The following is a 26570-nucleotide window of genomic DNA, read 5'->3' on the forward strand; positions in this document are numbered from 1 at the left end:
GTTATAGCAACTTCTTTGTCAGTTTTATATCGGGAAATCAATTCTGTAAAGAGCGAGATCATAAGCGAGAAATCACTGGCAGCACAGTGAAGTGTGGTGAGGATGAATATGAGTATGCGGAATATGACTGGTATGGTAGCGCATGGGTTTCAAAAAATACTGGTAGTAAAAATCAGTGTTATCCATTGTACGCTAGTATAAAGTGCGGTAACTAACGTAAACAAACAGCTCAGTAACAACTGAGCTCTTATTCCATGGCGCAAAAGTTCCTCCAATTAATATCAACATAGTTCAACTCATCATTAATCACATATCATCATTAAAATAATAGCCTTATATCAATTTGCATTAAATGATCACTTCTTTAATAACACAGATATTACACAACCATTAGTTTTACAAATAGCAGATATTAAAAAGCCCTGCATTTGGCAGGGCTGAGATAATAAAGACTTATGTAATTTGCCTTTATTAGATGACTTTAAAACTCGTAGCTAAAGCTCACGCTTAATTCTCTAGGCGTTTCTTGAGAACGAATTAGCACATCATTTTGTTCTACTTCAAAGTTTTGTCCCAACATATTTTTCACTTTAAGTGTTAATGTGGTATTAAACGTTGGGTAATAACTATAAACCATGTCTAACGAGTTTAAAGGTTGTTCGTAAGCGTCATCAAAGTTATTAACACCCGCAGCTAAAATACGATCACCAAATACATTGTAGATAACAGATGCTTGATGCATGCCATCATGTGAATCGTAATTCAGTTGCAAGTTGGCAACATACTTTGAATGGCCCGTCATACGTCGCTTTAGGTTCGTGAGATCGCCGCGCTGTTCTTCTGCAATTTCAACTTCTGAATCACTGAGCGTTATATTTCCAGAAGTAAAAAAAGCGCCCCCTAATAAATCACTGTGCAACTCAGTTAACCATTCAGCTTCAATACCGTAAACATAGGCTGTTTCTGCATTGTCAAACTGCAGAGTAAAACGGCCGTCGCTTTCTGTTAATAGTGCTTCGATTGGTTTATCGATATCTTTATAGAATGCGCCAACTGAGTAATTATCGCCATTGTCCATATAAAACTCGATACGTGCATCAAAGTTATCTAGGTAACTAGATTCTAAGAATGGATTACCAAGCGTTCGATAACCGGTCAGCGGATCTTGGAATTGAACAGGGCTTAGCTCTCGCAAATCAGGGCGTACAACCGTGTTGCCATAACCAAAACGAACTTGATACGATTGCTGACTATATGTCATAGATAACGAAGTAAAATACTCATCTTCCATCACACTTGCTTGTTCTATCGCATCTGCACTTAATTTATCAGCCAATAAAGCAGGATCGAATGCTGAGCGAGAAAAAGCAAGCGCAACTTGGCGGAAGTCCTCGTAACGCACACCACCGCTTAAACGCCAATCTTGAGCAAACGTTACGTCAAAAGAGCCGTAGTAAGCATCAATCATTTGCGCTGCTAAGTAATCATCAGCTGTTGGTTCTTGGAACAATAACTCGACATCCGTTGAATCAACAACAGCATCGTTAGCAAAAAAACTACCGATTGACAGTGCTTCTTCTTCACTTTGTGCTAGATCTAAAGACTGAGTTTGGTTAAAACGATAGTTAAAAAAGTCAGTGCGGTAATCACGTGTTTTTTCAACAAAATAACCACCACCCGCAATTTCTACTTCGGCGTTATCAAAGTAAAAAACTTTGTTTACATTAACGCCCCAGTTTTCTACATCGTCTTCTAGCTCTACAAATCGATACAAATAAGGATTACCACCTAAGCTACCATTGTAAAAAGTACGTTGATATTTGCCATCTAAGTACTCATCACGAACCGTTACTTTAAGCTCACCAGGTATACTTGTAGTCGCTGTTGAGTCAGTATACTGCCAATCTACACCAACACCTTCAAGAAAACCCCAATCTAAATTGTGCATTCCACGAAGCTGAAGTATTTCAAGTTCTCGTTCCTCAAAAGAGGTTAAGTGACTACGCTGCAACTGCCCAGCATCAATACTTAATGACTTTGAAGGTTCTTGGTAAAGCGCAACAGAGGCTTCATCTTCAGAATCTCGTAACATCATATAAGTTGCTGTTAAATCATGACCTCCAATTTTATAACCTAAATTTAGAGAGCTATTTAACTTTATATTATGCTTGGTTGACACTTCTTTCTCTGTTGCAGAGTAACAAGTAAAGTCATCTTGTGAACATGAGGACTCAGATGCGTCAACAGAAGAAAGTACAGCGCTAAACTTCTCAGCATTGGACCATTCATTTTCATAGGCAACTGACGCTAAGAAACCAAACGAGCCGTCTAAGCCAAATAAGTTATCAAAACGGTCGCCATACACAGCTTTAATACCGGCATCAGGATTTAAACTTTCTTTTTCCAAGCCAAAATCTCTTGGCAATGCTTTTGCTAAACTTTTATTTAAGTCTATCGCGGCAGCTTGGCCAATATCAGCCCCCTGACGTTTTGACTCTACATCTCTGATATTTCTATACGAAATATCAGACAGGCCATTGATATAGGTATTTAACGCAGTCTTAACTGAACCGGGTAATGCGCGTGTACCATCATCTTTACCTAACCAATCATCACTGCCACCATTATATGTATAGCCTTCGTCGTTTGTATCTTTATAACTGGCACCAATTTCGACTTTAAATAAAGTATCATTTGGAATGCTCTTGGTTCTGATATTAACGTCACCACCACCAAAAGCCGCAGGCATATTTGGTGAATAGGCTTTTTGTACAGCCAAGGATTCAATAATACTTGATGGGAAGATATCAAGTGGAATTACATTTCGTGTTAGATCCGGGCTTGGAACTACCGCGCCATTTAAACGTACGCTAGAGTAACGCTCACCTAATCCACGGACATAGATAAACTTATCGTTAACTAATGATAAGCCTGTAACACGGCGAAGTGCCGAAGCTGCATCACTATCACCCGTTCTAGATATTTGCTCTGAACCCATTATATCAGCGACAAACGCCTGATTTTTACGCTCATCAATTACGGCACTAGCACTGCCTTTAAGGCGCGTACCTGTTGCAACAACTTCTTCTATCGCGTCTTCATTTATTATTTCTTGTGCCTGATCAGCGAAAGAATGAAATGAAGAAAAAAGGGAGAGCAGAGATAAAGTTATTAGATTGGTTTTAAACTGCTTTTGATGTTTCATATTTATATCCTCTAAACCTAAAATTCCCTTAAAAAAGGCGCCGTAGCGCCTTATAATTAGAGCCGGTCTAGATTAATTACTAGCGCGTTGTAAAGATGCGGCAACAAAATCAGCCCACTCACTTGATTCACCTTCTTTAAGTGCACCAATATAGCCTGCGTTAGTAAAGAAAGAGTTAACTTCACTCATGTCTTTAGCTGTTGTAGCTACTGCAGTGCCTTGTGAATCAGTAATAGTGGCAGCTGTTGAAACACCATCAGCACCAAGTACATTTGCAAAATCAGCAAAACCAATTAACTGGTTATTCTCGCCACCAGTAAACCAAGAAGCAATATCAAAACTTGCTAATGCGCCAGTTAAAGGTGTATTTACGTCTTCAAAATTCTTACCACAAGCAAATATTGAGCTCATAAATGCGATATCGCCATTATTTGCATTCGCATGCACACCAGCATCCCCTGATTGGTCTTTTTCATTATATAAATCAAGACAACCAGCACCATCTACAGATGAAGAGTTTACAAATAGCATATTAGCTAATTGCGCTTTACCCCATTCTTTCATTTCCATACCAGCACCAGTACGACGCCCTTCAGCACCTTGGTCGCCAGTAGTTACAACCGTTGCATTAGCAATTGTTGGATTAGAAACAGTTGTTACTAAATCTTGTGCATCTGCTGATAATGGATCTACCTTAGCGCCATCTGTTTCAAAGCCATGGTTTCCATATTCATTTGAACGTACAAGAATAAATTGTCCATAGCCTTTCCAGCCTTCATCCCAATCAATACCATCATCACCTGTATCAGTAATAACAATATGTTTAAGGTTAACGCTACCACCAAAAAGCTCTATACCATCATCGAAACCATTATGAACATGCACGTAATCAATCGTTGTGCCTGAACCTACAGCATTAAGGGTTAAACCATTGAGCTCATCGCCTTCAACACCAAAACCCGCATATTTTATAACTATATGCTTAAGGATACCGCTGCTATCTTGCGGATCATTACCACCATAATACGATACAATACCTTCGGCAGCGTGGTTACACATATCTTGTGCCGCAGCCGCAGCCGTACAACGGATAGAATGGCCTCGGCCATTTACCTGAACGCCACCCCAATCACCAATTTGTGCGGTTGTTGCATCATCGCCATCAACTTCTTTGATGCTTGTGAAAATAATTGGCTTATCTACTTCACCAATTGCTTCAATATTTGCACCACGTGCAATACGAATAAAACTCTCAGGCTTAGTAAAAGCTATCGTCGCGCCAGCTTCAATAGACAATGTAGGACCATTGCCATCAATTGTAGCGCCTGTTGATGTGTCTACATCATCACCAATAAATAATGCACCTTCAAATACATGTGCGCCGCCACTGCTTAATGCAGGGATAACAAAGGAGCTGGTAATTTCTTTCGCATTACTTGCAAATGCTTGACTGTAAACACAGTTAACACCCTTTGCTTCACCTGTAAATGTAGCTCCATCTAATGTATATGTAGCGCAACTTAATGTATCACCACCATTATCACCACCTGGGTTAGTCACTGAGTTGTCTACACTATTATCTACACTGTTATCAACTGTTGTAGGTGTAACATTAATATCACCACCGCCACAGCCAGCGAGTGTAATTGCAGTAGCCACAAGGCTGACTTTAAATAAACCAGATAATTTCATTGTTCACTCCGTTAAAGTATTTAATTATTTTGTTAGCGCATTAAGTAAAACTCAAGTCACTTTAAAACACGAAAAACATGCTTTAAGGTCACTTGAGCTTTAGAACGAGGACTACAATACTGGAGGTGTATGACAATACAGTTACACTTTAATAAACATAAAGTGACAATCTAATTTATTTAAATAACAATTTGTTAGGAATATTTAGAACGAAAAAAACCGCCCTGAGGCGGTTTTGGTGTTGCGATTATAAAACGAGTTTTTTAATAAAATCGTTGAAGTTAAAATAGCGTTTCTTAACGCATATTTACTTATAACAAAGCAGTGCGTAATGTTTCAGCATGCAATTTTTCACGTTTCACGTATTTGATCCATTGTTCAGCTAATCGCTGCGATTTTTTATGCTTCTCGGCTTGTTCGAATGCTAAAATAGACGCGTCAAAGTTTTGTAAACTATATTGCGCCATACCTAAAGCAACATAAGCATTTGATTCAAAATCTAGTGAACCTTTATCAAGCGCTTTACGCGCTGCATCAGCTGCATCTTCATACTTTTCAAGATTCACATACACTTCGGCTAAACGTTGCTCGTACTTTCCATGGCTTGAAAGATCAGCTGCTTTTGCAAAATAACTAACAGATTTTTCATCTTCTTTTGCTTGTATCATGGCTTCTGCAATAAATGCGTAATTTTTAGCTGACTTTTCCGCAATACCAGATGCAACAGCTTTACTCATCACATCGGCAGCTTTAAAAGCTAAACCATTGTATAAATAAACTTGTGCTAGTTGACGCAAGTCTGATTTAGAAGTCAAAAAACCTTGCTGGTAAGCGGCTTCGAGTATTGCTAACTGCTGTTTTTCTTTACCTGTTTCGCCATACATACCACCGAGTTGCACCCAATACTCAGGCTTATTGTAAAGTTTGACCATACGTTCAAGTACAGCAACTACATTCTCAGTTTGATTAAGTGAATAATACATAGCACGCAGTAACACTAACCAGTTCTCTTTTGGCTGTTTGCCTTCACTATCACTTTGCGCGATAGCCAAGTTAATGTTATCAATACCATTTTGGTAATCTTTTAGCTGATAGTAAGCTTGCGACTTAAGCACATAGTAAGCATCCGTTTTAGGCTTAGTGTTGATTGCATCCCATTGCGCTAAAAAGTCTAACACTTTGTTGTAATCGCTATTCGCCATTGCAAGCTGCGCTAAACTAAAGCTGGTACTTAATCGTAAAGACTCAGGGATCTCTTCTTCAGCAACGACTTTTTCAAACGACGCGATCGCTTTCGGTAAATCATTCTCGTTGTAATAAATAAAACCATAAAAATTATACATCATGGCTTTTTCATACGAGTTCATACTGGATGAACGTTCATTAATATTATCAAGCGCAGCAAGGCCCGCTTTTGCATCACCATCATCAGCTAACTTTTGCGCACGAGCCAATTGGCTATATACTTTTTCACGCAGTGCCGGCACGCGCTTTGTTTTTACTTCCTCTGCATAGGCCGTTGCTAAATTAACACCTGGCAACATACTTACTACGCTTGGTAAAGCAACACTAGCACTTAGTGCTAACGAGCAAAATAATGCTGTTTTTAATAATTTCATAATCGCCTCGTTTCTCTATCCATTTATTCAGTGCTAACCATTTATTTGGAAAGAAATTTTATTCTGTACACCCGCAACTTCAACAGCTTCACCGTCTACTACGCGAGGTTTGTATTTAAATTTAAGTGCGGCATCCATGGCTGCTTGATCAAACAATGATTCAGGCTCAGCTTTTACTACCTTTGCATCACGAACAGTACCTTGCTTAGTCACTGTAAACTCAACAATCACATAGCCTTCAATGCCCCGTGACAATGCTCGACGCGGGTAAACAGGTGCCACTTTTACAATCGGTAGATATTCACCGTCACTAGAGTCAAGAGCTAGACCACCACTAAGACTCACGTCAGCATCAACACTGGCACCAAAGTCAAAGTTAGACGCTGCTGCATTTGGATCACTATTTTGCATTTGCGGTGAATCCATTGGCGGCGGAGGCTCTTTCGGCGTTGGCGGCTTTTGTGGTTTACGTTCTTTCTTTTGTACCGTTTCTTCTTTTTTAAGCCTTACAAAATCAAGTACATTGCCTTTTGCAGGCTCAGTCATCGCCCCTTCACCACCGGTGATAAGCGCTTGCATGCCCAAAAACAACATAAAGGTCACAACACCGGCAACTAATAATGCTACTAAATAACGCATTATGGCTTCCTTAGGCTTCTTGTGCCGCGATAGACACATCAAATACACCTGCGGCGCGTGCTGCATCCATCACTTTAATAAGGGTATCTGTAGTGGCTTTTTTGTCAGCCTGAATAACCACACTACCTTGTGGATTTTCTGCTTTTAAACGCTCAATGTTTGCTTGCACAGCACGCACATCGATTTGACGTTTATTGATCCAAATTTCACCTTGATCTGAAATCGCAACTAGAATATTTGCACGCTCTTTCTTAACGGCTGTTGCCGCTTCTGGGCGATTTACATCGATACCTGACTCTTTAACAAAAGAGGCGGTTACAATGAAGAAAATAAGCATGATGAACACAACATCAAGCATCGGGGTCATGTTTATTTCTTCAGCTTCATCTTCTTGAAAAAGGCTTCCTAATGGGGCTCTCATTTTATTCTCCTGATTGTATGTGGCTTTCGCCACATACTAAAAATTGTTGTTTAATGGTCTAAAACCATGCTGTCTTCAAGTAGGGCTACTTCGCGCTTTGCTTTGCGTTGTAAGTACGTAGAAGCAAATACACCAGATAACGCACCAACCATGCCTGCCATTGTCGGGATAGTCGCTTTCGACACACCTGATGCCATTGAACGCGCACTGCCCGTTCCGGTAATCGCCATCACATCAAACACTTCTATCATACCTGTTACCGTACCGAGTAACCCCAGCAGCGGACACAAGGCAACCATCACATTGATCAGCGCTAAGTTGTTGTTTAACTTCATCCCAGCGCGTGAAATAGTTGCTTGGCGGATTTGCTCAGCGTTCCAGCTATTACGCTCATCGCGCCCTGTCCAACTACTTTTAATGGCATGTTTGTAACTACGAAAACCATTAAAAAAATAAATAAATCGCTCGAGTATCAATAACCACATCGCGAAGATTAACACTCCGATGACCAACAGAACTTGGCCACCAGTGTCGAGAAAATCACGGATAGCATTGATTGAGTCAATCAATAGCACCATGGGTTATGCTCCCTTTTCGCTACGCTCAGCGATAATACCTGCGCTTTGTTCTTGCAAAATAAGCAGCAAGTTTTTAGAGCGGGTATTCAATAAGGTGTATAAAAATACTGTTGGGATTGCCACAACTAAGCCAAGTACCGTAGTAACAAGCGCTTGTGAAATACCACCAGCCATTAATTTAGGGTCACCTGTACCAAACAAGGTGATTGCTTGGAAGGTATTGATCATACCGGTTACCGTACCAAGAAGACCTAACAATGGAGCAACGACCGAGATAATCTTAATGAGCGTTAAGTTGCGGGTGATTTTTGGCATTTCACGTAAAATCGCTTCACTTAATTTAAGCTCTAAGGTGTCGTATGCTACATCAGGGTATTGATCTTTGACTTTCATTACACGACCAAGTGGATTGTCATCACGTGGCACTGAGTCTTTAAGTTGACGACGGATTTTGCTGCCCATTAGCATCAATGAAACAAATCGTTCAATAGCGATAATTAAAGCAAGTAAGCCAACACCTAAAATAACGTAACCTACTGCACCACCTTGATGTACTTGCTCTGAAGTATCAGGTGCTTGTACCAATAAACCAAGGATAGAGCCACCGGTTGGGTCAAGCGCAAATTGTACAGTGCCTGATTTAGCTTGTTGTAAATCATTCGCCGTTGAGGTGTAACGGCCAACAGGCTGACGGGTAAGTTCGCTTAACGTATTAGTGCTGGTGTTATAATCAAGGTACTTACCTTCTGAAATTAAGTTAAAAGCCCCCACTCGCATAACTTCTTGTTTAGCTTTGTTGCCGCCTTCTACAATTACATCTGTTGTAAAACGTGACACTTTGCCTTGCTCAGTCATTTCGCGTTGCAGTTCAAACCATACTTTTTCAATGTCTTCGATTGATGCAAGTTTAGAAGTCGAGCCCATTTTTTGAGCCAATTCATCCATAAAAGCACCACGACCAGGTAGCTGTGCAGACACTACTGACGTTGCAAATTTATTACTTGAATCGCCAGCCACTTGTTGCAGCACACCAAAAAGTTCTTTCAATGAACCCATACGCTTAGATAATGTATCGGTTAGGTTAGCAAGTTTTACTTCATTTTCTTCGAACTGTGTTTCAAGACGCTCAGACTCAACCAGCATTTGATTACGTTTTGCTTGAGTGTTTTTAAGCATTTGCACTTGTTCATTTTGACGTGCAGCAAATTCTTGCTCGCGTTGTTTATTTTGTGCTGATTGCTGTGTTTTACCTTGCTCAAGTGTTTTTAATAACGAGTCTAAATCCATAGCTTCAGCAGCAACGCTGTTGCCCGCAAAACCAAGGGTGGCACCAAATAAAGCAATTTTGGTCATTTTTGTAAAAAGTTTCATTTTAACCTCTTAATCCGCAGCGTGTACTGGCAGTGTTAACATATCTGGGGCAAGTTGCTTACGTGCAATACGTAAACCTTTACTAATTTGGCTGATTGTTGAGTCATCCAGGGCAACAAACTGTTTGCTTGTTGTATCCCATGAGCCTGCTTTTTTACCATCGCGAGTAAGGTAAATAAGTTCTAAACGACCAATGCGTAAGAAATCGACTTCACGCTCTTGACCATCAACATCTAATAACGAGGTATAGGCTTCGATGGTACGGCCGTAATCAACTTCAACTTGGTACGCTTCTAAAACACGGCGGAATTTTTCACTTGAATTAATGTCAGCACGGTTCATCATGTCTTTTAATGACGCTAAACGCTTTTCACGTTCATCGGTTAGAAACGGCACATCAAGAGCAACAAATTGCTCAAGCCCTGTGATCATGCGTAGCATTAATGGAGTAATTTGACGTTCAATAATAGACACTTGATCCATAGATAAGTTAATGGCTTCCATTTCACTCACTTGGTTACTAAGCTGTTTGCTTAGTTGTGCGTTATAAACTGTCAAACCATCAATTTCTTTATTAAGGGTTTTAAACTGTTGTAAACGACCCTGCATAGAGTCTGCAATCTTGTCTATTTTTGTTTGTGATTGCGCAGCTGACTGGTTAATTTCACTGCTTTTATCGATAACCTTATTTAAATCACTTGCTTGCACTGTTGCACTCATGGCTACAATACTAGCTAATATCAATGGTTTAACGCCTTTCATCGCATACACCTTTACTCGTTAAATTAGCGGATTTGCTAGTTGCTTAATATCAATGAACGAGATTCTAAAGGTGAAAAATGACAGAGGTGTTGCGCTAAAAAGTCCTTTTTATGACAACTGCCATAAATACAGCTTTTTACCTTAGATAAAGCAATAGTTTTTAATATTTAACAAGCATGTACGATTGAATGATGAGTGAAGTGAGATTAAATAAATTAATCAGCAAGTATGCAATGAATGGTGCTGATCACAGCATTTGCGTTGGTATAGTTTACGGCGATAGCAAAGTACTGCTGTTTATGACAAAGAACTAAAGATGGAAAACCCTGCACGGGTAACTGCTGAACATACGCTAACTCTTGTTGAAACGCCTGTTCAAGTTGTTCACTTTGCAATATAGCTAAAAACTCATCAGCAGCAATACCTATTTGCTGTGCACAGCTAACGAGTGTATTAAGATCCGAAGGATTTTGTGCCGATAAATAATACCCCTGCTGGATAGCGCCAAGCATAACCCGCTCTTTATTGAAATAACGTGCTGCAATAACCGCCCGACACGCAGGATAAGTGCTGCGGCGTGGTTGACAGTTTTGCCAAAAATCAAAGTTAAATTTAGCACCGGTTTGCTGGCCAATACGCTGCCAAGTTTGTTGTAAAAACTGTTGCATACTTACTGGCATTGGCTGATCGGAATCAACAGCAAGGCCACCTACTTTATAAATAATATCAACTTCATTCGCTAAGGCGTCTTGGATTTTTTGCCAGCACTTTTGAAAACCCCAACACCAACTGCACATTGGGTCGTACACATATATAAGCTGACTATTGTTCATTATTGGCCTGTTGCTGTTCACTGGAAACAACATTATTTCGCCCTAGGCGTTTTGCTTGGTACAAGTATTCATCAGCTAGTTTAACTGTTTGGTTAAACGTTTCGATATGACTAACTTGTGCAGCCCCTATGCTACAAGTGACAGAGGTAGATTGATGCTCATTAAACACTATTACTTGTGCAGCTACGTATTCTCTAAATTTATCGGCTACGGCATAGGCGTCAGTAATTACTGTTTTTGGTAATATCACCATAAACTCTTCACCACCGTAGCGAACTTTAATATCTGATGAGCGTAACTGTGTTTCAAGCATCCTACTAAATTCGATTAATGCTTGATCGCCAAAATCATGCCCAAAATTATCATTAATATTTTTAAACAGATCCAGATCGATTAACAACACTGTAAAAGGTAAATACTGCTCAGAGTTCAATTTTGCAAACGGCAAAAAATGGCTGCTAATAAAGCGCCGATTGGCAAGGCCTGTTAACTGATCAGTATAGGCGTCTTGCTTTTGTAACAAAGTAATGCGTGCAATTTCTAAGTGGCTTTTATTACGGAAATACTCGCCTATAAAAGCGAATAAAAACACCAAAATAAATGAGGCGGTAAAACGAACTTTTTCAGCATTACCATACATCACTTGCCCTATGTCAGGACCATAAAGAAACAAACAGGTAAGTGCTAATAGCGATGACACGGCTAAAAATCCAACTCTTAGGCCGAGTGTAGAAAACGAGACAACTGGGTAAAACATCAGCCAATAAAGCGCTGTATTTTCCTTGCCCCCGGTGTACACCAATGCTAAACATAATACACAAATAACACTCAGTACGAGTATTGCGACCCCAGTTAAACGCCCAGTACGCAAAAAATACACTGCGCATATAAAAAAGGTTAAGTCGGATAGCACTAACATAATAGTCAGAAGTTTTGCATAAACCGAGTAGTTAACTGTGACTAAAGTTGTGATCAATACAACCGCAATGAATATCATAGTAAAAAATGTAAACGCACGACGCTGTTTTTCAGCGCTGTAAACACTGTCTATATTAACTAAGTTAAGCCAACTAGGTTGGCTTTCAGGTGATTCAGGCGTCATTTATTATATCTTTTTAGTTATCGCTGATTGCATTTAGACTTTAAAACGTAGCACCATTTTTTCAAGTTCATCAAATTGCAGTTTTAAACGAGTACACTCAGCTAAGGTATTATTTAAGTTTAGCTGGCCTTGTTGAGATAACTCACTAATTGTATGAATATCATTATCTAAAGATTGTATTACCTGATTTTGTTCAGTGGTTGCATTTGCAACACTATGATTTACATCATCAATTGCTTTTATAGCTTTGGTTACTCCTGCCATTTGCTCACCGGCTGCTTGCGCTTGTTTTACAGTATTTTCGCTTTCAACTAAACTAGCCTTCATAACTGAAACAGCAGTGTCCGAGCCTTGCTGTAATTGGCTAACAGTATTTTCTATTTCTTGAGTTGATTGCTGAGTACGGTGAGCTAACTGGCGCACCTCATCTGCAACAACTGCAAATCCACGACCAGCCTCACCGGCACGAGCGGCTTCAATTGCAGCATTAAGCGCAAGTAGATTAGTTTGCTCGCTGACTCCTTTAATAACTTCGAGTACTTGACCAATACTTGCAGAGTGTTCAGCAACACTACTTATAATTTGTTGTGCTTGTTCCATATTTTGCGATAACACACCAATGGCATTGATATTATCATTTAACGTGCTTTGACTTTGCACTGACTGTGAATTCGCATCGGTAGCAAGGGTTGATGCATGGCTTGCACTGCCTGATATTTCAATCGCACTTGATGACAGCTGATTAATCGCTGTTGCAACACTGTCTGTGCGTTTAGTTTGGTCACTGTACATCGTTAGCGTCGACTCTGTTTGCTCAACTAAGCTTTCCACTGAACGTTCAAGTTCAACCGTGGTCGTTTTTACTTGCTCAATTGAGGTATGAATTTTATCTATAAAGGCATTAAAGTAACCTGAAAGTTCACCAAATTCGTCATCGTTTTCAATCTCTAAACGACGAGTTAAATCCCCCTCACCTTGGGCAATATCTTTAATTGCATCGTTTAAACGCTGCATAGGCCGCATCAAATAACGCAGTGAAAATTGCATCATTAATATCGTCGCGATAACACCCAAACACATATATATTGCAGCCATATTTCTAAATGAAGCAACAGATGAATAAGCAATATCTTTGTTGATCACCACACCTAAATACCAATCTACATTTTCAATACCTTTGATATGTGTAAATGATACAAGATGATCAATACCAGCAATTTCCTGCTCGACAAATTCAGCTTTTAAAGCAAGCTTTTTACCAAACAGCTTCGCCATACTCTGATCGTTTAGTTTGATATCTGGATGGCTCAGAATGCGACCGTCACTGTCTAATAGAAAACCATAACCAAAACCTAAAAAATCAATTTCGTTGACTATTTGAGTAATGGTTTGCATATCAATATCGGCACCTGCGACGCCACTAAAACGGCCATTATTTAAAATGGGCGCAACCGCTGAAATAGTTAGCTCATTGGTGGTTACGTCGATATAAGGAGTCGTAAACGCTGTGGTGGTTTTATTTTCTACCAGCTTATACCAAGGACGGATTGTGGCATCATAATTAGCAGGTAATACAACAGTTTGATCATTGAGTACAAAAGTACCATCAGGTTTGCCTATATAGGTGTTTTTAAACTTACCTGCCATTTCTGCGCTATTGAGTTGACTAAGAGTTAATTCCTTAGTGTCATTTTGCTGATGCGTTTTCGCAACAGACTGAACAATAGCTAATTTATTATTGAGCCAATTAGCAATATTTTGTGAAACCGATTGAGAGCTTTCTTGTAATATTAGAGACAGTTGCTGCTGCGTTTGTGAGCGCATTGAAATAAAGTTATTGATGGTAAATAACCCCAGCACCAACACTAATACTACAGACGCTGCGATAGTTACCTTGGTGGTAAATTTTAGCGAGCTTTGCATGACACACCTATTTATCTTTTATCGTTGTTAGCTAACTACTTTTTAACAAAAATAACGCTATTTGTCTTATCTTATCGGCAAAACTTGCTATATCCCAGTCAAAAACAATAATAAAGCATGGTAAAAAATTAAGTGTAGCACTTATTAATACAACAAATTAATAACGTAATTCATTGTCAGTTAAAGTTAGCCAATTTCGTAATTACACAGAAAAATAACAAACTCAAAATTGGAAGCTTCCAATTAATATTATAAGCAATAGCGATTGAATACGTATTCAGTGCATATAAGTCGTTATTTTGTAATGAACATAACTGAGAGGTTTTCACTTTAGAGTGCGGCTAATTAATTGAGAATAATAAGTAGATAAATGCATTAATAGTGCTGCAAATGCATTTATCTGAAGAGGTTTACGATTAGCTTAGTTTATTTTTTGTTGCCACTTGCTCGCAAGTTTTACAACATTTAATCCGTACCAAGCGATAAAACAATAGCAAAGTGCTGGGATGATAAAACTAACTTGAATATTCATTGCATCAGCAACAATACCTTGAATTAAGGGTATTAATGCACCACCAACAATCGCTAAACAAAGCCAACCTGATCCTTTACTAGTTAATGAACCTAGCCCTTGAATGGCGACTGAGAAAATTGTTGGAAACAAAATTGAATTAAATAAACCAATCGACAGTACAGCATACAAAGCAACGTCACCTTCGGTGAAGATTGTAATTAGAAGTAACGCAATTACCGCAAATGCATTAAAAGCAATTGCTTTTGATGGTGCAATTTTTTGTAATGCAGCAGAGCCAATAAAGCGTCCTACCATCGCCCCGCCCCAATAATAGGCAATTAATGACGCGGCGGCATGCTCTTCAAGTCCTGCAATGTGAGCTTCACCAAAAAAGTTAACTAAAAAGCTGCCTATTGCCACTTCTCCACCAACATAACAAAAGATACTTAACACCCCCATAACTAAATGCGGGGCTTGCGTTAAAGAATGATCTTTTGCTTTGCAATCAAGTTCTTCTTTATGTGATTTGATTTCAGGCAGTTTTAAAAATGCAAATACGACCGCAATAGTAAGCAGTGCTGCAGCAAGCATTAAATAAGGGACTTTTACCGATTCAGCAGTCGCCGCAGATGCCGTCAATGTGCCTGCGGCACCAAAGAACAATATACCACCAACATAGGGCCCAATAGTAGTTCCCAATGAATTAAGCGCTTGCGCTAAATTTAACCGAGACGAAGCTGTTTTTTCAGGCCCAAGCGCCACAACGTAAGGGTTAGCTGATACTTGCAATACGGTAATACCACCAGCTAGAACAAATAATGCGGTTAAAAATAGCCAATACTCATGTACGACTACAGCAGGGTAAAATAACATACAGCCGATAGAAGCCACGATAAGACCGCTAAGCACACCATTTTTATAACCAAATTTCTTAACCAATATTCCCGCAGGTAAAGAAACAATAAAGTAAGCGCCAAAGAAGCAGAACTGCACTAACATCGCTTCAGTATAACTAAGATCAAACACCCCTTTTAAACGCGGGATCAGTACATCATTTAGTACTGTGATAAAACCCCATAAAAAAAATAGAGTTGTCATTGCAGTCAAAGGTAACAGGTAATTATTATTTTGCTGCGACTGCTCAGTGACAAACGTTTTATTTGTATTTATTTCACTCACGTGATTTTCACTCCATTAACAAGTTGTGTTTGATTCTACACACTCCAATAAAAAGATCACAAACTAATATTTGGACCGTTCCATACTTTTTATTCAATGGTATCGCTATTTAACGAATTTAATTAACTAGAAATGGACATAGATGCTGGCTAATTTCCAAAGCAGTGATTTTTTTCAAGGACATATCAAAACCAGTTTAAATTTTTATCACCTAAATTGTGTTGACAAACAAGATCAGGAAGGCTTTTAGCACTTCCATAAAGACGATGGCGCCATTTTTGATTTTTTGATAAATAGACTCGCTACTTAGCCTCTTGTACACATTTTATATTTAACTATGCAATGGCCTATTTAGGTGAGATTAACAGTGGCTTTGCTATTGTAGATGATTACCAAGGGCAAAATGCCAACATATATTTATGCGAAGTGTTGCTATTTCGCTGCCATTGCTAGCGCATCTGCATCTTAACCAACTATTGCCGATTTATCGCAGTAAAAATTAATAATTTTATATAATACCGTGCCCTCATTACAACCAACACTAATAGTGCTTTTCCTCGCTAGACTACGCACTTTTATGATATCGTTTTACAAAACATAAATACTACAGAACGTACCGCTTGGTACTGATACAAAAAGGAATTTCCAAATGAACACCAAACTACTTGCTGGTTGCGCAGTTGCTGTAGCGGCCGGTGCAATAATCTATACACAAACTGACAGTTCAACAGCCTCATTAGAACTTGCTCAACTTGATTACGTCCCTGCTGATACTGCTTTATTTTATGGTCAGCTAAAACCATTTCCCTATAGTAAATATTTCAATTTGATTCCAGATCAAATGAAAGGTGCAGACGATTTTACGCCATTGATCGAAAATTTAGCGGCAAGTAACGATAACAATGCACAGTTTTTAGCGTCTCTATTAGATCAATATCAAACATCATTGGCATCTTATGAAACACTAAAAGCAGCCTGGGGATTCGCCGATGATTATAAAGCTCTAGCCTATACGATTGGTCTAATGCCAGTATTACGCTATCAACTTGAAGATGAAACGGCTTTATTTAATACAATTAATAGCTCAGCTGATAAAGCGGGAATTAACTTCACAACACAAACCATCGAAGGTGTTGACTACAACACGTACCCTTTAGTACTTGAAAATGACATTACATTAAACTTAATTGTGTCTGTTAAAGATAACTGGGCTACCATCACGTTTGATACAAAACTTAATACAATTAAAGATTTACGTCTTGCTTTAGCAATTGATAAACCAACAAAATCATTAACGCAAACCGCTAAACTTGAAAACTATATTACTAATTATTCATTTGATGGCCACTCTATTGCGTATGTAGACCATGTTGAGATTGCTAATGCTATTACCGCTAGAACACCATCACGCCTAGGTGAAATGCTTGATGAACTATTAAAAGAATTGGGTGATCCAAATGCTTTAGAGGTAGCTAGAACACCACAGTGCCAAAATGACATTACCAATCTTGTTAGTTATTGGCCTGCATCAGTAACCGGTAGCACGTACATACAAGTAACAAACTCTGATGCTCATTTTAAAGCAGATGCTATTTTCCAAAGCACTGCTACAGATATTATTAAAACATTAAAATCTGTGCGGGGTTTTGTTCCTGAGCATACAACTAAACTTGACGGGCAAATGCTAAGCTTTGCTTATGGTGCGGATATTTCAAAAATTCCACCGCTTTTAAATATACTCTCAAGTACATTTAAAAAAGCTGAATTTGAGTGTGCACCTATTGTTGCCTTACAACAACAAACTCAAGACTCAAATTTAGCTGCACTATCAATGATGACCGCTATGGCTAATGGTATTCAAGGTGTCAGTGTAAGTATTCAAGATCTTGCTTTAGAAGCCGATGCAAATCAACTGCCACAACTAAAAGCTTTAGACGCGCTAATCACACTTTCTGCGACAGATCCTGATAATTTACTTTTTACTGCTAAAGGATTTTTACCTGCATTAGCGGAGCTTGAAATACCAGAAAACGGCTATGCAATTAGTGTCAATGCTGCAATTCCTTATCCTTTACCTGCTGGCCTTGATATTAGATTAGCTAAAAAAGGAAAGCATATTGTTTTATTCACTGGTGAAAAATCAGCGGCTATTGCAAATACATTATCAGAACAAGAGCTTGAAAAAAATGGATTTTTAACTTCCGCAGTTGACCTCAGCTCATTAATGACTCCTGTCATCGAAGTATTTAAAATGACAGGACAAGTGATCCCGGAAGAACTTGAACAATTAAAAAATCAAACAATGTCTGTGTATTTTGCAACAGATATAAAAGATGAAGGGATTGTTATTAATTCAGAGATCAAAATTACTAAAAAGTAATAACTTTTTTGGAATTAAACGAAAAAAGGGGCATTAATTGCCCCTTTTTCAATTGTTCAATTCAGTTTGTACTATTTCTGCCATATCATTTTATTATTGGTGTCGCGGCTTTGAATAATCGTTTGATCAGAACTTTCTACTCCACCGAGTTTCGCTTGTCGATCGTAAAGAACCACATTACAGGTAGCTGCTAAATTCATACAACCGATTGTGGGGATATACACCACTTCATCGCACCAGTTCAGTACATCTTTGCTAATAGAGCCATCTTCAGGGCCAAAAATATAAAATGCGTTTTCAGGATGAACAAACTCAGGCAAAGGTGTTGCACCTTCTATTAGTTCAATCACCACAACAGTCGCACCTGCGGGCTTTGCTGTTGCTAAATCGTCAACGCAAGTCAGTGGGATGCGTTCAACAACATTTTTTGTGTCGGTATGAAACTTTTTAGCATTTAAATAACGCGTGCCTGTAAAAAATACTTGTTCAGCCCCATAGCAACCCGCAGCTCTTAACACTGCGCCAACGTTAGAGGGGCTTTTAGGATTGATCAAACCAATCTTCGCAGTCATTAATCGCAATCCCTCGTTGGCCAATCAGCTTCATACAGATCAAAGTCATCTAGAGCTACATCACAATCTTTTACTGTTTTGTCTTTTACAGAAATACCCAATGTATGCATTAGTTCTTTGCTGCCACCGTTATTTAGTGGATGCCAAGACGCTAAACCACGGCCTTCGTGTAAACGGCGGTAACTACAACTTTGCGGCATGAAGAAAATGCTGTCGAGGTTTTCTTTAGTTAATTTTACACATGACGGGACTAATGTTTGTCGATTTTCATACTCACTACAACCACACGTATTATTATCTAAGTATTGGCAAACAATATTAGTAAAAATGAGTTCTTCACCATCGCGAAGTTGATCTGTGGCGGTAAACTCATCTTCATCTTCGCTGTCTATAAAGGTATTTAAACAGCATTTTCCACAGCCATCGCAAATGGCTTCCCACTCATTTTGTGACATTTGCTCAAGTGATTTCTCAAGCCAAAATTGGTTTTCAAACATGGTATAACTCGGTGCCCCTAATAGCGCGTATTTTAGCTTAATTGAGCACCGCGCGCAAAGCTACATTCAGCTTTGCGCTATTTCAAGTTTAAAAGTTAGCGCTGCGTATCAACCCAACGTTTAATTTTCGCTTCTAGTATTGGCATCGGCAAAGCACCATCAATTAAAATTTGCGTATGAAACTCTTTAATATCAAATTTATCACCTAATGCTTGTTTACAATAATCTCGCAGTTCTTGAATTTTAAATTGCCCTAATTTATACGACAATGCTTGTCCTGGCCAAGCTATATAGCGCTCAACTTCTGCGGTTACATCACTTAAAGCCATTGAGGAATTAGCCAGCATGTAATCAATACCTTGTTGACGAGTCCAGCCTTTAGCATGAAAACCTGTATCGAGCACTAATCGCATAGCGCGTAATTGCTCATCAGATAAACGGCCATACCACATATATGGGTCGGTAAATAAACCCAATTCTTTACCTAGACTTTCAGCATATAATGCCCAACCTTCGGCGAACACTGTGTAACCACCAAATTTTCGAAACTCAGGTAATGACTGAACTTCTTGCTGTAAGGCGATTTGAAAATGGTGTCCTGGGGCTGCTTCATGGATTGACAATGTTTCGAGTAGAAACTTAGGCTGCGCTTTTAAATTAAAGGTATTAATATAAAAAATTCCCGGACGAGAGCCATCCGGTGCTGGTGATTGATAAGATGCTCCTGCCGCAGACTCAGCACGAAAATCTTCAACCGCTTTTACAACGTAATCAGCTTTGGGGACAATGTTAAATAATTTAGGTACACGCGCATCAATTTTTAACTTTACGGCTTCATAGGCCGCAATTAATTGCTCAGGTGTATCAAAATAAAACTCATCAGAATCTCGTAAATGAGTAAAAAACTCACTTAAACTGCCTTTAAAACCAACGGTTTCCTTTACTTTTTTCATTTCATTAAGGATACGCGATACTTCTTTTAAACCAATTTCATGAATTTCATCTGCAGATAAACTCAAGGTGGTGTTTTTCTTTATTTGGTATTCATACCATGCTTTACCATTTGGTAAATCGCTATAACCTACTGTTGCACGGCTATTTGGTATATAATTGGTTGCTAAAAACTCGCTCATTTTTGTATAAGCTGGGACCAACTTATCCATAATAAGTGCACTATATTGGTCAGTGAGTTGTTGCTTTTGCGCTGCTGTGAATTGCTCTGGAAGCTGCTTTATCGGACTATAAAATAAAGATTGTTCTGCACTGGTAACTATATGAGCTTGAAATTGCGGTAATAACTTTTCAGCTAATGGCTTTGGTAAAACAATGCCTTCATTTACCCCTTGCTGCATAGCATCTTGCACACTGCTTAACCAAGTTACAAAACCTTCAGCACGCGCGACGAAATTTTCATAATCTTGGTAATTTGCAAATGGCTGCGCACTTTGCGCCGATCCAAAGCCTGCAAACGTATTGTGAGCGCCAGACATTTGGTTAATTGGTAATAAGTAACTCGGGAATTGAAAACCTTCGATTGTTAATGCTAAATCCCGTGCCAGTATTTCATAACTTAACAAGGCTTGACCGGTTAACTGCTGCTGGTCAATCGCCGCTAAACGTTGCTGATAATCTTTATAAAAAGCAAGCTGCTGAGCTCGGTTTTGCGCAGTACTCGGTGCTGTAAATTGGTTATTGTATTGATTATAACCAATATAAGTGGCGCCAAGAGGGCTAAATTGCAACGAATCCACAAAGTACTGCTCAACCAAGCTATTTAATTGTTGTGTTGTTGCGCTGGCAGTTTCACTTGTTAATGCTGCTTGTGGCTTATTTAAATTATTATTAGCCGTATTTGAACACGCAGACAAAGCGCTGAGTACACCAGCGACAAGCAAGGTTAACTTAAATTTTTTCATAATGATCCCTGAGTATAAGTAGTTAGCGCAAGTATGCAGCTTTCAAATCGCTAAATAAAGAAAATACGATACTTATCGCGTTTTGTTTACAGCCTAAAAACTGCTTGCTACATTGCTATATTAAATAATCAAAAATTAGAAAATAAATGAATAAATTATCACTTTCTGTCCCTTTGGGCTTACTGTGTGTCAGCGCTTTTAGCGCGCAAGCAACAACATACGTTAGTGCTAAAGCAATGCTAGACGTAAATAATGGCAAGCTTATTAATGCGCCGCTTATTCAAATCGATGACGGTATTATTACTAAAATCAGTAGTGGCACCATGCCAACCCTACAACAAGGTGATGACCATATTAAGTTGCCCGAGTTAACCATTCTGCCTGGCCTGATGGATATGCACGTACACTTAACCAGCGATCCAACAGTCCCTCGTAGTGAACGTATCGGTCAGTCAGTGCCACGTAAAGCGATTAAAGCGGCCTATTTTGCAGAAAAAACCTTAAAAGCGGGTTTTACAACCTTACGTAACGTGGGCGCCGAAGGTTACAGTGTCATTGCAGTACGTGACGGCATTAATGCAGGCGATATTATTGGCCCACGCATCTGGGCTGCTGGTCCCTCTTTGGGTGTAACGGGTGGTCACTGTGACAACAACCGTCTACCTCCTGAAATGAAATACACTGCCGAAGGTGTGGCTGATGGCCCATGGGCTGTTCGTGCAAAAGTACGCGAAAACATCAAGTACGGTGCCAATGTTATTAAGTTTTGCGCCACTGGCGGAGTATTTTCCAAGGGCACAAAAGTAGGTATTCAACAGTATTCATTAGAAGAAATGACTGCCATTGTTGATGAAGCACATATGCGCGGTTTAACGGTTGCTGCACATGCACATGGTACCAGTGGTATTACCGCAGCCATTAAAGCCGGTGTAGACAGTGTTGAACATGTCAGTTTTGTTGACGATGAAGCAATTAAACTGGCTAAAAAACACGGCACTTGGTTTTCAATGGATATTTATAACACTGAATATACCCTCACGTTTGGTGAGCAAAATGGTGTAGCAGAAGAAAACTTAGCAAAAGAACGTCAAGTATCTAAAAAGCAACGCGACAGCTTTAGCCGTGCCGTAAAAGCGGGTGTCAACATGGTATTTGGTACCGATGCCGCAATTTACCCACATGGTGATAATGCAAAACAATTCTCGCGAATGGTTGAGTTTGGTATGACCCCTCTGCAAGCAATACAAGCTGCAACAATCAACAGTGCTAAATTGTTGAAAGTTGACACTCAGTTAGGGCAACTCAAAACGGGCTTTGCCGCAGATATCATCGCAGTCAAAGGCAATCCACTGCAAGACATAACCTTGCTAGAAAATGTAGCATTTGTGATGAAAGCAGGTGTTGCTTATAAATAAATGTGTGGAGTTAGCGTTAAGCTAACTCCATCATTAAGCAAGGGTTAAACTAACAGCTAACTAAATACGTTGTTAATATATTAATATTTTGAAAGCAAAAGGTAAGCAGCTTGGGGTAGGTTTAAATAATTGCCTTTTTTAGGTAATTAAAACTTGAAATACAAATGCCACACATTATCATTACGGAAATTTTTTAATGGTAATGACTATGACAACGCATAAATTCTCTCTAATTACCCTAGCCTGTTTATCAGCATATAATGCAACTGCGGCCGAACAATCCGATCTTGAGCACATCACAGTTTATCAAAAGCAAAATCATGTTGTATTAAACTCGGGTTTAGCAACAAAATCTGATATGTCGTTAATGGAAACACCTGCGCCTATAGTTATCGTCGATCAGGAACTTATAAACTCGCAAGGCGTTGATAACTTACAAGACTTAGCGCGTAATATCAGTGGTGTAACCCAAGCAGGTAATAACTACGGAATTGGCGACAATTTAGTGATCCGTGGCCTTGGTGCAAATTATACTTATGATGGTATGTATGGCGGTGCGGGCCTAGGAAACACATTCAATCCAACTCGATCACTAACCAATGTGGAGGCCGTAGAAGTATTAAAAGGTCCCGCCACTGGTTTATATGGCATGGGCAGCGCAGGTGGTGTTATTAACTTGATTGAAAAAAAGCCACAGTTTACAGAGCAGCACAACATACAAGCGGAAATTGGTCAATGGAATACCTATTCATTATCAATTGATAGCACCAACGCAGTTACCGAAAATCTAGCATACATAGTTAATGCAAAAACAGCACGCAGTGATGGCTACCGTGATTTAAAAGATGACCGCGATGAAATCTACGGCGCATTAAAATATGTGTTCAATGACCGCCAAAATATTATGATCTCAGCCGCTTATATTAAAGATGCCATTGCAGTTGATTCAATTGGCCACCCTATCCGTATTTATAATGCGCAGTCGGTAAATGGCAAAACCGCCGGCCAAGTGACTGCGGATGATTTAGTCAATGATCCAACCACTGCTGGGCTGCAATTATCTGATGCACAGCGCCAACAATTAGCGAATTCACTTGCAGCGTCTGATGGTTTAACACCGTATAAATTTGGTCATCGCGGTATTATCTCACCCATGGCAAAAGATAATAAAGGTGAAGAACTGCGTTTTAAACTCACTCATAATTACTACATAACTGACAATTTATTTTTAAATCAACAGTTACAATACCGTAATTATGAGTCAAGTTTTGCACGTCAAACAGGCGCCTATAATTATGTCTATTGGCAAAGAAATGGCGTGATCAATGCTGATCCTCGTGCGCCATTGGTAGTTGATGATGTACTTTATCCATTTGCTGCACGCCGTCAAGAATATCGCCAAGTAGAGGCTGATGAAAAGTCATGGCAATACTTTGCAGATTTACGCTATGACTTTAGTTTAGGTGATATAGAAAACGAATTTTTGGTTAATGCTAATTATGAAGACCGCGATATACGCTTCACGCAGTATTCTATTTGGGATAAAGACTATATTCTCAAAGATAAAAATGGCGATATAACCTATCAAGGCTCTTTACCCTATATTCTAGATATTCGTACACCGGTTTGGTCAGACGGGCAATTTAGCGACTATGATCCGCTTAAAACCAGTAACTATAGTAAAAAAGTGCAAGCATGGGGCTTAGGACTGCAACATGTTGCTTATATCAATGACAGCTTCACAACCCGTATTGGTGTTGCATACAACGAAATTACTCAAAAATATGAACATTTAGGTGTTGATGCACGTTACCGGGCCAGTGCCGCTGCTGCGACGCCAGAAGCAAGTACCTCGGATAATGGTTTAACCTATAATTTAGGCGCGACATACAAACCGACTGATGACCTGTCTATATTTATAAACCATTCGAAGGGTCGCACTGCGTATAGCGTTTTAGGCTCTGTTTCAGGCAATGAAGCTGACCGTGATGATGCACAGTCTCTTAGTACTGATTTAGGTATAAGAGTAAAAGCCTTTGATGATCAGGTACTCGCCTCATTCGTGGTATTTGACACTGCACGTACTAACTTAGAATATGCAAACCCTGCCTATGATGATACAAAGCCAGATCCATCGGTCCCAAAAAATTACTTTAATGGTGAAGAAAAAACCCGTGGTGTCGAACTTGATCTAAATGCCTATTTAAATGATCAATGGAAGGTCAATATCAATGGTGTTTATCAAGATGCGCGTGAACAGAAAAACCCTAATGTGAGCACATTTGCTGCGCGTCAAAAAGGTGTGCCTTATGTAACAGCAAGCACATGGTTAACATACAGTGCTCAGTGGTTTGAACTAGCCCAGCCACTAAAATTAAGTGCGGGCGTAAAGTATGTTGATGATCGCAGTACTAATTCTTCATCATTCGGCATTCCTGATGGTTATGTACCAAGCTATACTATTTATGATGCTGCGTTAAGTTATAATACTGATAAATGGGGCTTACAGCTAAATTTAAATAATTTGTTTAATAAAGTTTATTACTCAAAAGCAATGTTTTTAGGTGGTATGCCAGGCGAAGAACGCAATGCGAAGCTAACTTTGAGCTATAAGCTTTAAGTTATAAGCTGTAAAAGCGCACAAAATGCTTGTGCGCTTTTTTACCTTTACATAGTGACTACTATACGGCCATTAATTTCACCTTTGAGCATATCGTCAAATATGTCATTGATATCTTCAAGACGTTTTTCTTCAATAATTGCTTTAACTTTGCCCTGTGCAGCAAACTCTAAACATTCTTGTAAATCTCTACGTGTGCCAACAATTGAGCCAACAACAGAAACGCCATTGAGTACAGTATCAAAAATAGGCAACGGCATATCCTCTGGAGGCAGACCAACTAACACGCATTTTCCACCACGGCGAACACTCTTATAAGCTTGCTCAAACCCCGGCTTGGATACAGCGGTACATACCACAGCATGTGCGCCCCCTACCTGCTCAAATATAGCCTCACTAGGCACACATTCTTTAAAGTCCAGTGTGATATCTGCACCTAACTCTTTTGCTAAAGCCAGTTTATCAACACCAGTATCCACTGCAATTACATTAAAGCCCATTGCCTTTGCATATTGTACCGCAAGATGCCCAAGCCCACCTACACCAACAATAGCGACCCATTGTCCTGGCTTAGCACCTGACACTTTTAGCGCTTTATAGGTTGTAACACCGGCACAAAATAATGGCGCAGCTTCTGAAAAACCTAAGCCTTCAGGGATCTTTACAACATAGTTCCCATCGGCTAAGCAATATTCTGCGTAACTACCATCAACTGAGTAACCCGTATTATGCTGTGAAAGACATAAGGTCTCTTTACCTTCTAAACAAAATTCACAATGACCACATGCACTGTATAGCCAAGGAATGCCAACACGATCACCAATTTCTAAATGAGTAATATTGCTACCCAGCTGTTCGATCACTCCAACACCTTCATGCCCTGGAACTAACGGCATTTTAGGCTTTACTGGCCAATCACCATGACAGGCATGTAAATCAGTATGACACACACCACATGCGGCTATTTTAACTAAAACATCATTGACTCCAACGGTTGGAATGGGTAAGTCTGAAATTTCTAATTTGCCTTTGTAAGTACTATTAACGGCTGCTTTCATTGCTCGTTCCTTGTTGTTGCGAAGTTGTTATTGAGTAGTTGTTGTTAAGAAATTAGTTGTCGTAATTTAGTGTACACCTTACGCGACTCTAGATGAGTAAAAATTAATCTAAATCAAACTTTAGTGATATAACTTGTTCTGAACGACATTAGGGCGTGTTGACCTTTTGTGATTAATTTTGCAGCAGTGTGTTTGGTATTTAGGCAAGGCAGAGCCTATGTAGTGTGGTTGTTCCCCATAAATAGGCGATAACGCAGCATCAATGCCAAACACG

At 39.4% G+C, this 26570-nt stretch carries 19 protein-coding genes and 1 pseudogene; 4 read left to right on the top strand and 16 right to left on the bottom strand.

Going from position 1 to position 26570, the window contains the following annotated elements:
- Positions 1–215, top strand: a pseudogene (locus H5162_RS21275) (hypothetical protein); the annotation flags it as partial.
- Between the two features lie 266 nt (positions 216–481).
- Here H5162_RS21275 and H5162_RS19695 read toward each other — a convergent pair.
- From H5162_RS19695 to H5162_RS19750, 12 genes are all read right to left on the bottom strand, one after another.
- Positions 482–3205 carry a TonB-dependent receptor plug domain-containing protein gene (locus H5162_RS19695; RefSeq protein WP_145235564.1) on the bottom strand — a complete coding sequence of 908 codons (2724 nt, stop codon included), beginning with the start codon at positions 3203–3205 and terminating at the stop codon, positions 482–484.
- 72 nt (positions 3206–3277) lie between these two features.
- Complete coding sequence (locus tag H5162_RS19700) at positions 3278–4897, bottom strand: hypothetical protein (RefSeq protein WP_145235567.1); 1620 nt, start codon at positions 4895–4897, stop codon at positions 3278–3280.
- A 311-nt stretch (positions 4898–5208) separates the two neighbouring features.
- The gene (locus H5162_RS19705) at positions 5209–6516 is read right to left on the bottom strand and encodes a tetratricopeptide repeat protein (protein ID WP_149980249.1); all 1308 of its coding nucleotides are present in this window, start codon (positions 6514–6516) and stop codon (positions 5209–5211) included.
- 33 nt (positions 6517–6549) lie between these two features.
- Complete coding sequence (locus H5162_RS19710; protein ID WP_149980248.1) at positions 6550–7155, bottom strand: energy transducer TonB; 606 nt, start codon at positions 7153–7155, stop codon at positions 6550–6552.
- 10 nt (positions 7156–7165) lie between these two features.
- Positions 7166–7576, bottom strand: a complete 411-nt coding sequence (locus H5162_RS19715; protein ID WP_145235576.1) for a biopolymer transporter ExbD — start codon at positions 7574–7576, stop codon at positions 7166–7168.
- A 50-nt stretch (positions 7577–7626) separates the two neighbouring features.
- Positions 7627–8154 carry a MotA/TolQ/ExbB proton channel family protein gene (locus H5162_RS19720; RefSeq protein WP_145235579.1) on the bottom strand — a complete coding sequence of 176 codons (528 nt, stop codon included), beginning with the start codon at positions 8152–8154 and terminating at the stop codon, positions 7627–7629.
- 3 nt (positions 8155–8157) lie between these two features.
- Positions 8158–9525, bottom strand: coding sequence for a MotA/TolQ/ExbB proton channel family protein (locus H5162_RS19725; RefSeq protein WP_145235582.1), 1368 nt, complete (start codon positions 9523–9525; stop codon positions 8158–8160).
- A gap of 9 nt (positions 9526–9534) precedes the next feature.
- A complete protein-coding gene (locus H5162_RS19730) occupies positions 9535–10287 on the bottom strand; it encodes a DUF3450 domain-containing protein (protein WP_182779333.1) in 753 nt (250 codons plus the stop codon).
- A gap of 215 nt (positions 10288–10502) precedes the next feature.
- Positions 10503–11120, bottom strand: coding sequence for a DsbA family protein (locus H5162_RS19735; RefSeq protein WP_182731236.1), 618 nt, complete (start codon positions 11118–11120; stop codon positions 10503–10505).
- Positions 11110–12222, bottom strand: a complete 1113-nt coding sequence (locus tag H5162_RS19740; protein ID WP_145235594.1) for a diguanylate cyclase — start codon at positions 12220–12222, stop codon at positions 11110–11112. Before H5162_RS19740 ends, H5162_RS19735 begins: the two co-directional genes overlap by 11 nt.
- Before the next feature lie 33 nt (positions 12223–12255).
- Positions 12256–14145 carry a methyl-accepting chemotaxis protein gene (locus H5162_RS19745; RefSeq protein WP_182779334.1) on the bottom strand — a complete coding sequence of 630 codons (1890 nt, stop codon included), beginning with the start codon at positions 14143–14145 and terminating at the stop codon, positions 12256–12258.
- A gap of 421 nt (positions 14146–14566) precedes the next feature.
- Positions 14567–15838 (bottom strand): sugar MFS transporter, encoded by a 1272-nt coding sequence (locus H5162_RS19750; RefSeq protein ID WP_182779335.1) that lies wholly within the window; start codon positions 15836–15838, stop codon positions 14567–14569.
- Positions 15839–16487: 649 nt separating this feature from the next.
- Between H5162_RS19750 and H5162_RS19755 the strand changes: the two genes are divergently transcribed.
- The gene (locus H5162_RS19755) at positions 16488–18218 is read left to right on the top strand and encodes a hypothetical protein (protein WP_182779336.1); all 1731 of its coding nucleotides are present in this window, start codon (positions 16488–16490) and stop codon (positions 18216–18218) included.
- A 71-nt stretch (positions 18219–18289) separates the two neighbouring features.
- On the opposite strand, the gene H5162_RS19760 is transcribed toward H5162_RS19755, so the two are convergent.
- The 3 genes from H5162_RS19760 to H5162_RS19770 form a co-directional block, all read right to left on the bottom strand.
- Positions 18290–18790 (bottom strand): RNA methyltransferase, encoded by a 501-nt coding sequence (locus tag H5162_RS19760; protein ID WP_145235608.1) that lies wholly within the window; start codon positions 18788–18790, stop codon positions 18290–18292.
- Positions 18790–19287 (bottom strand): YcgN family cysteine cluster protein, encoded by a 498-nt coding sequence (locus tag H5162_RS19765; RefSeq protein WP_149980241.1) that lies wholly within the window; start codon positions 19285–19287, stop codon positions 18790–18792. Before H5162_RS19765 ends, H5162_RS19760 begins: the two co-directional genes overlap by 1 nt.
- Positions 19288–19382: 95 nt before the next feature.
- On the bottom strand, positions 19383–21203 hold the full coding sequence (locus H5162_RS19770) for a DUF885 family protein (RefSeq protein WP_182779337.1): 1821 nt from the start codon (positions 21201–21203) through the stop codon (positions 19383–19385).
- A 146-nt stretch (positions 21204–21349) separates the two neighbouring features.
- On the opposite strand from H5162_RS19770, the gene H5162_RS19775 reads away from it, so the two are divergent.
- Together H5162_RS19775 and H5162_RS19780 are read left to right on the top strand one after the other, a co-directional pair.
- A complete protein-coding gene (locus tag H5162_RS19775; RefSeq protein ID WP_145235618.1) occupies positions 21350–22618 on the top strand; it encodes an amidohydrolase family protein in 1269 nt (422 codons plus the stop codon).
- A 208-nt stretch (positions 22619–22826) separates the two neighbouring features.
- A complete protein-coding gene (locus tag H5162_RS19780; protein ID WP_182779338.1) occupies positions 22827–25238 on the top strand; it encodes a TonB-dependent siderophore receptor in 2412 nt (803 codons plus the stop codon).
- 47 nt (positions 25239–25285) lie between these two features.
- On the opposite strand, the gene adhP is transcribed toward H5162_RS19780, so the two are convergent.
- Positions 25286–26296, bottom strand: coding sequence for an alcohol dehydrogenase AdhP (gene adhP, locus H5162_RS19785; RefSeq protein ID WP_145235625.1), 1011 nt, complete (start codon positions 26294–26296; stop codon positions 25286–25288).
- Positions 26297–26570: the final 274 nt, after the last annotated feature.

This window comes from Pseudoalteromonas sp. SR41-8, from assembly GCF_014163915.1.
Lineage (GTDB): Bacteria > Pseudomonadota > Gammaproteobacteria > Enterobacterales > Alteromonadaceae > Pseudoalteromonas > Pseudoalteromonas rhizosphaerae.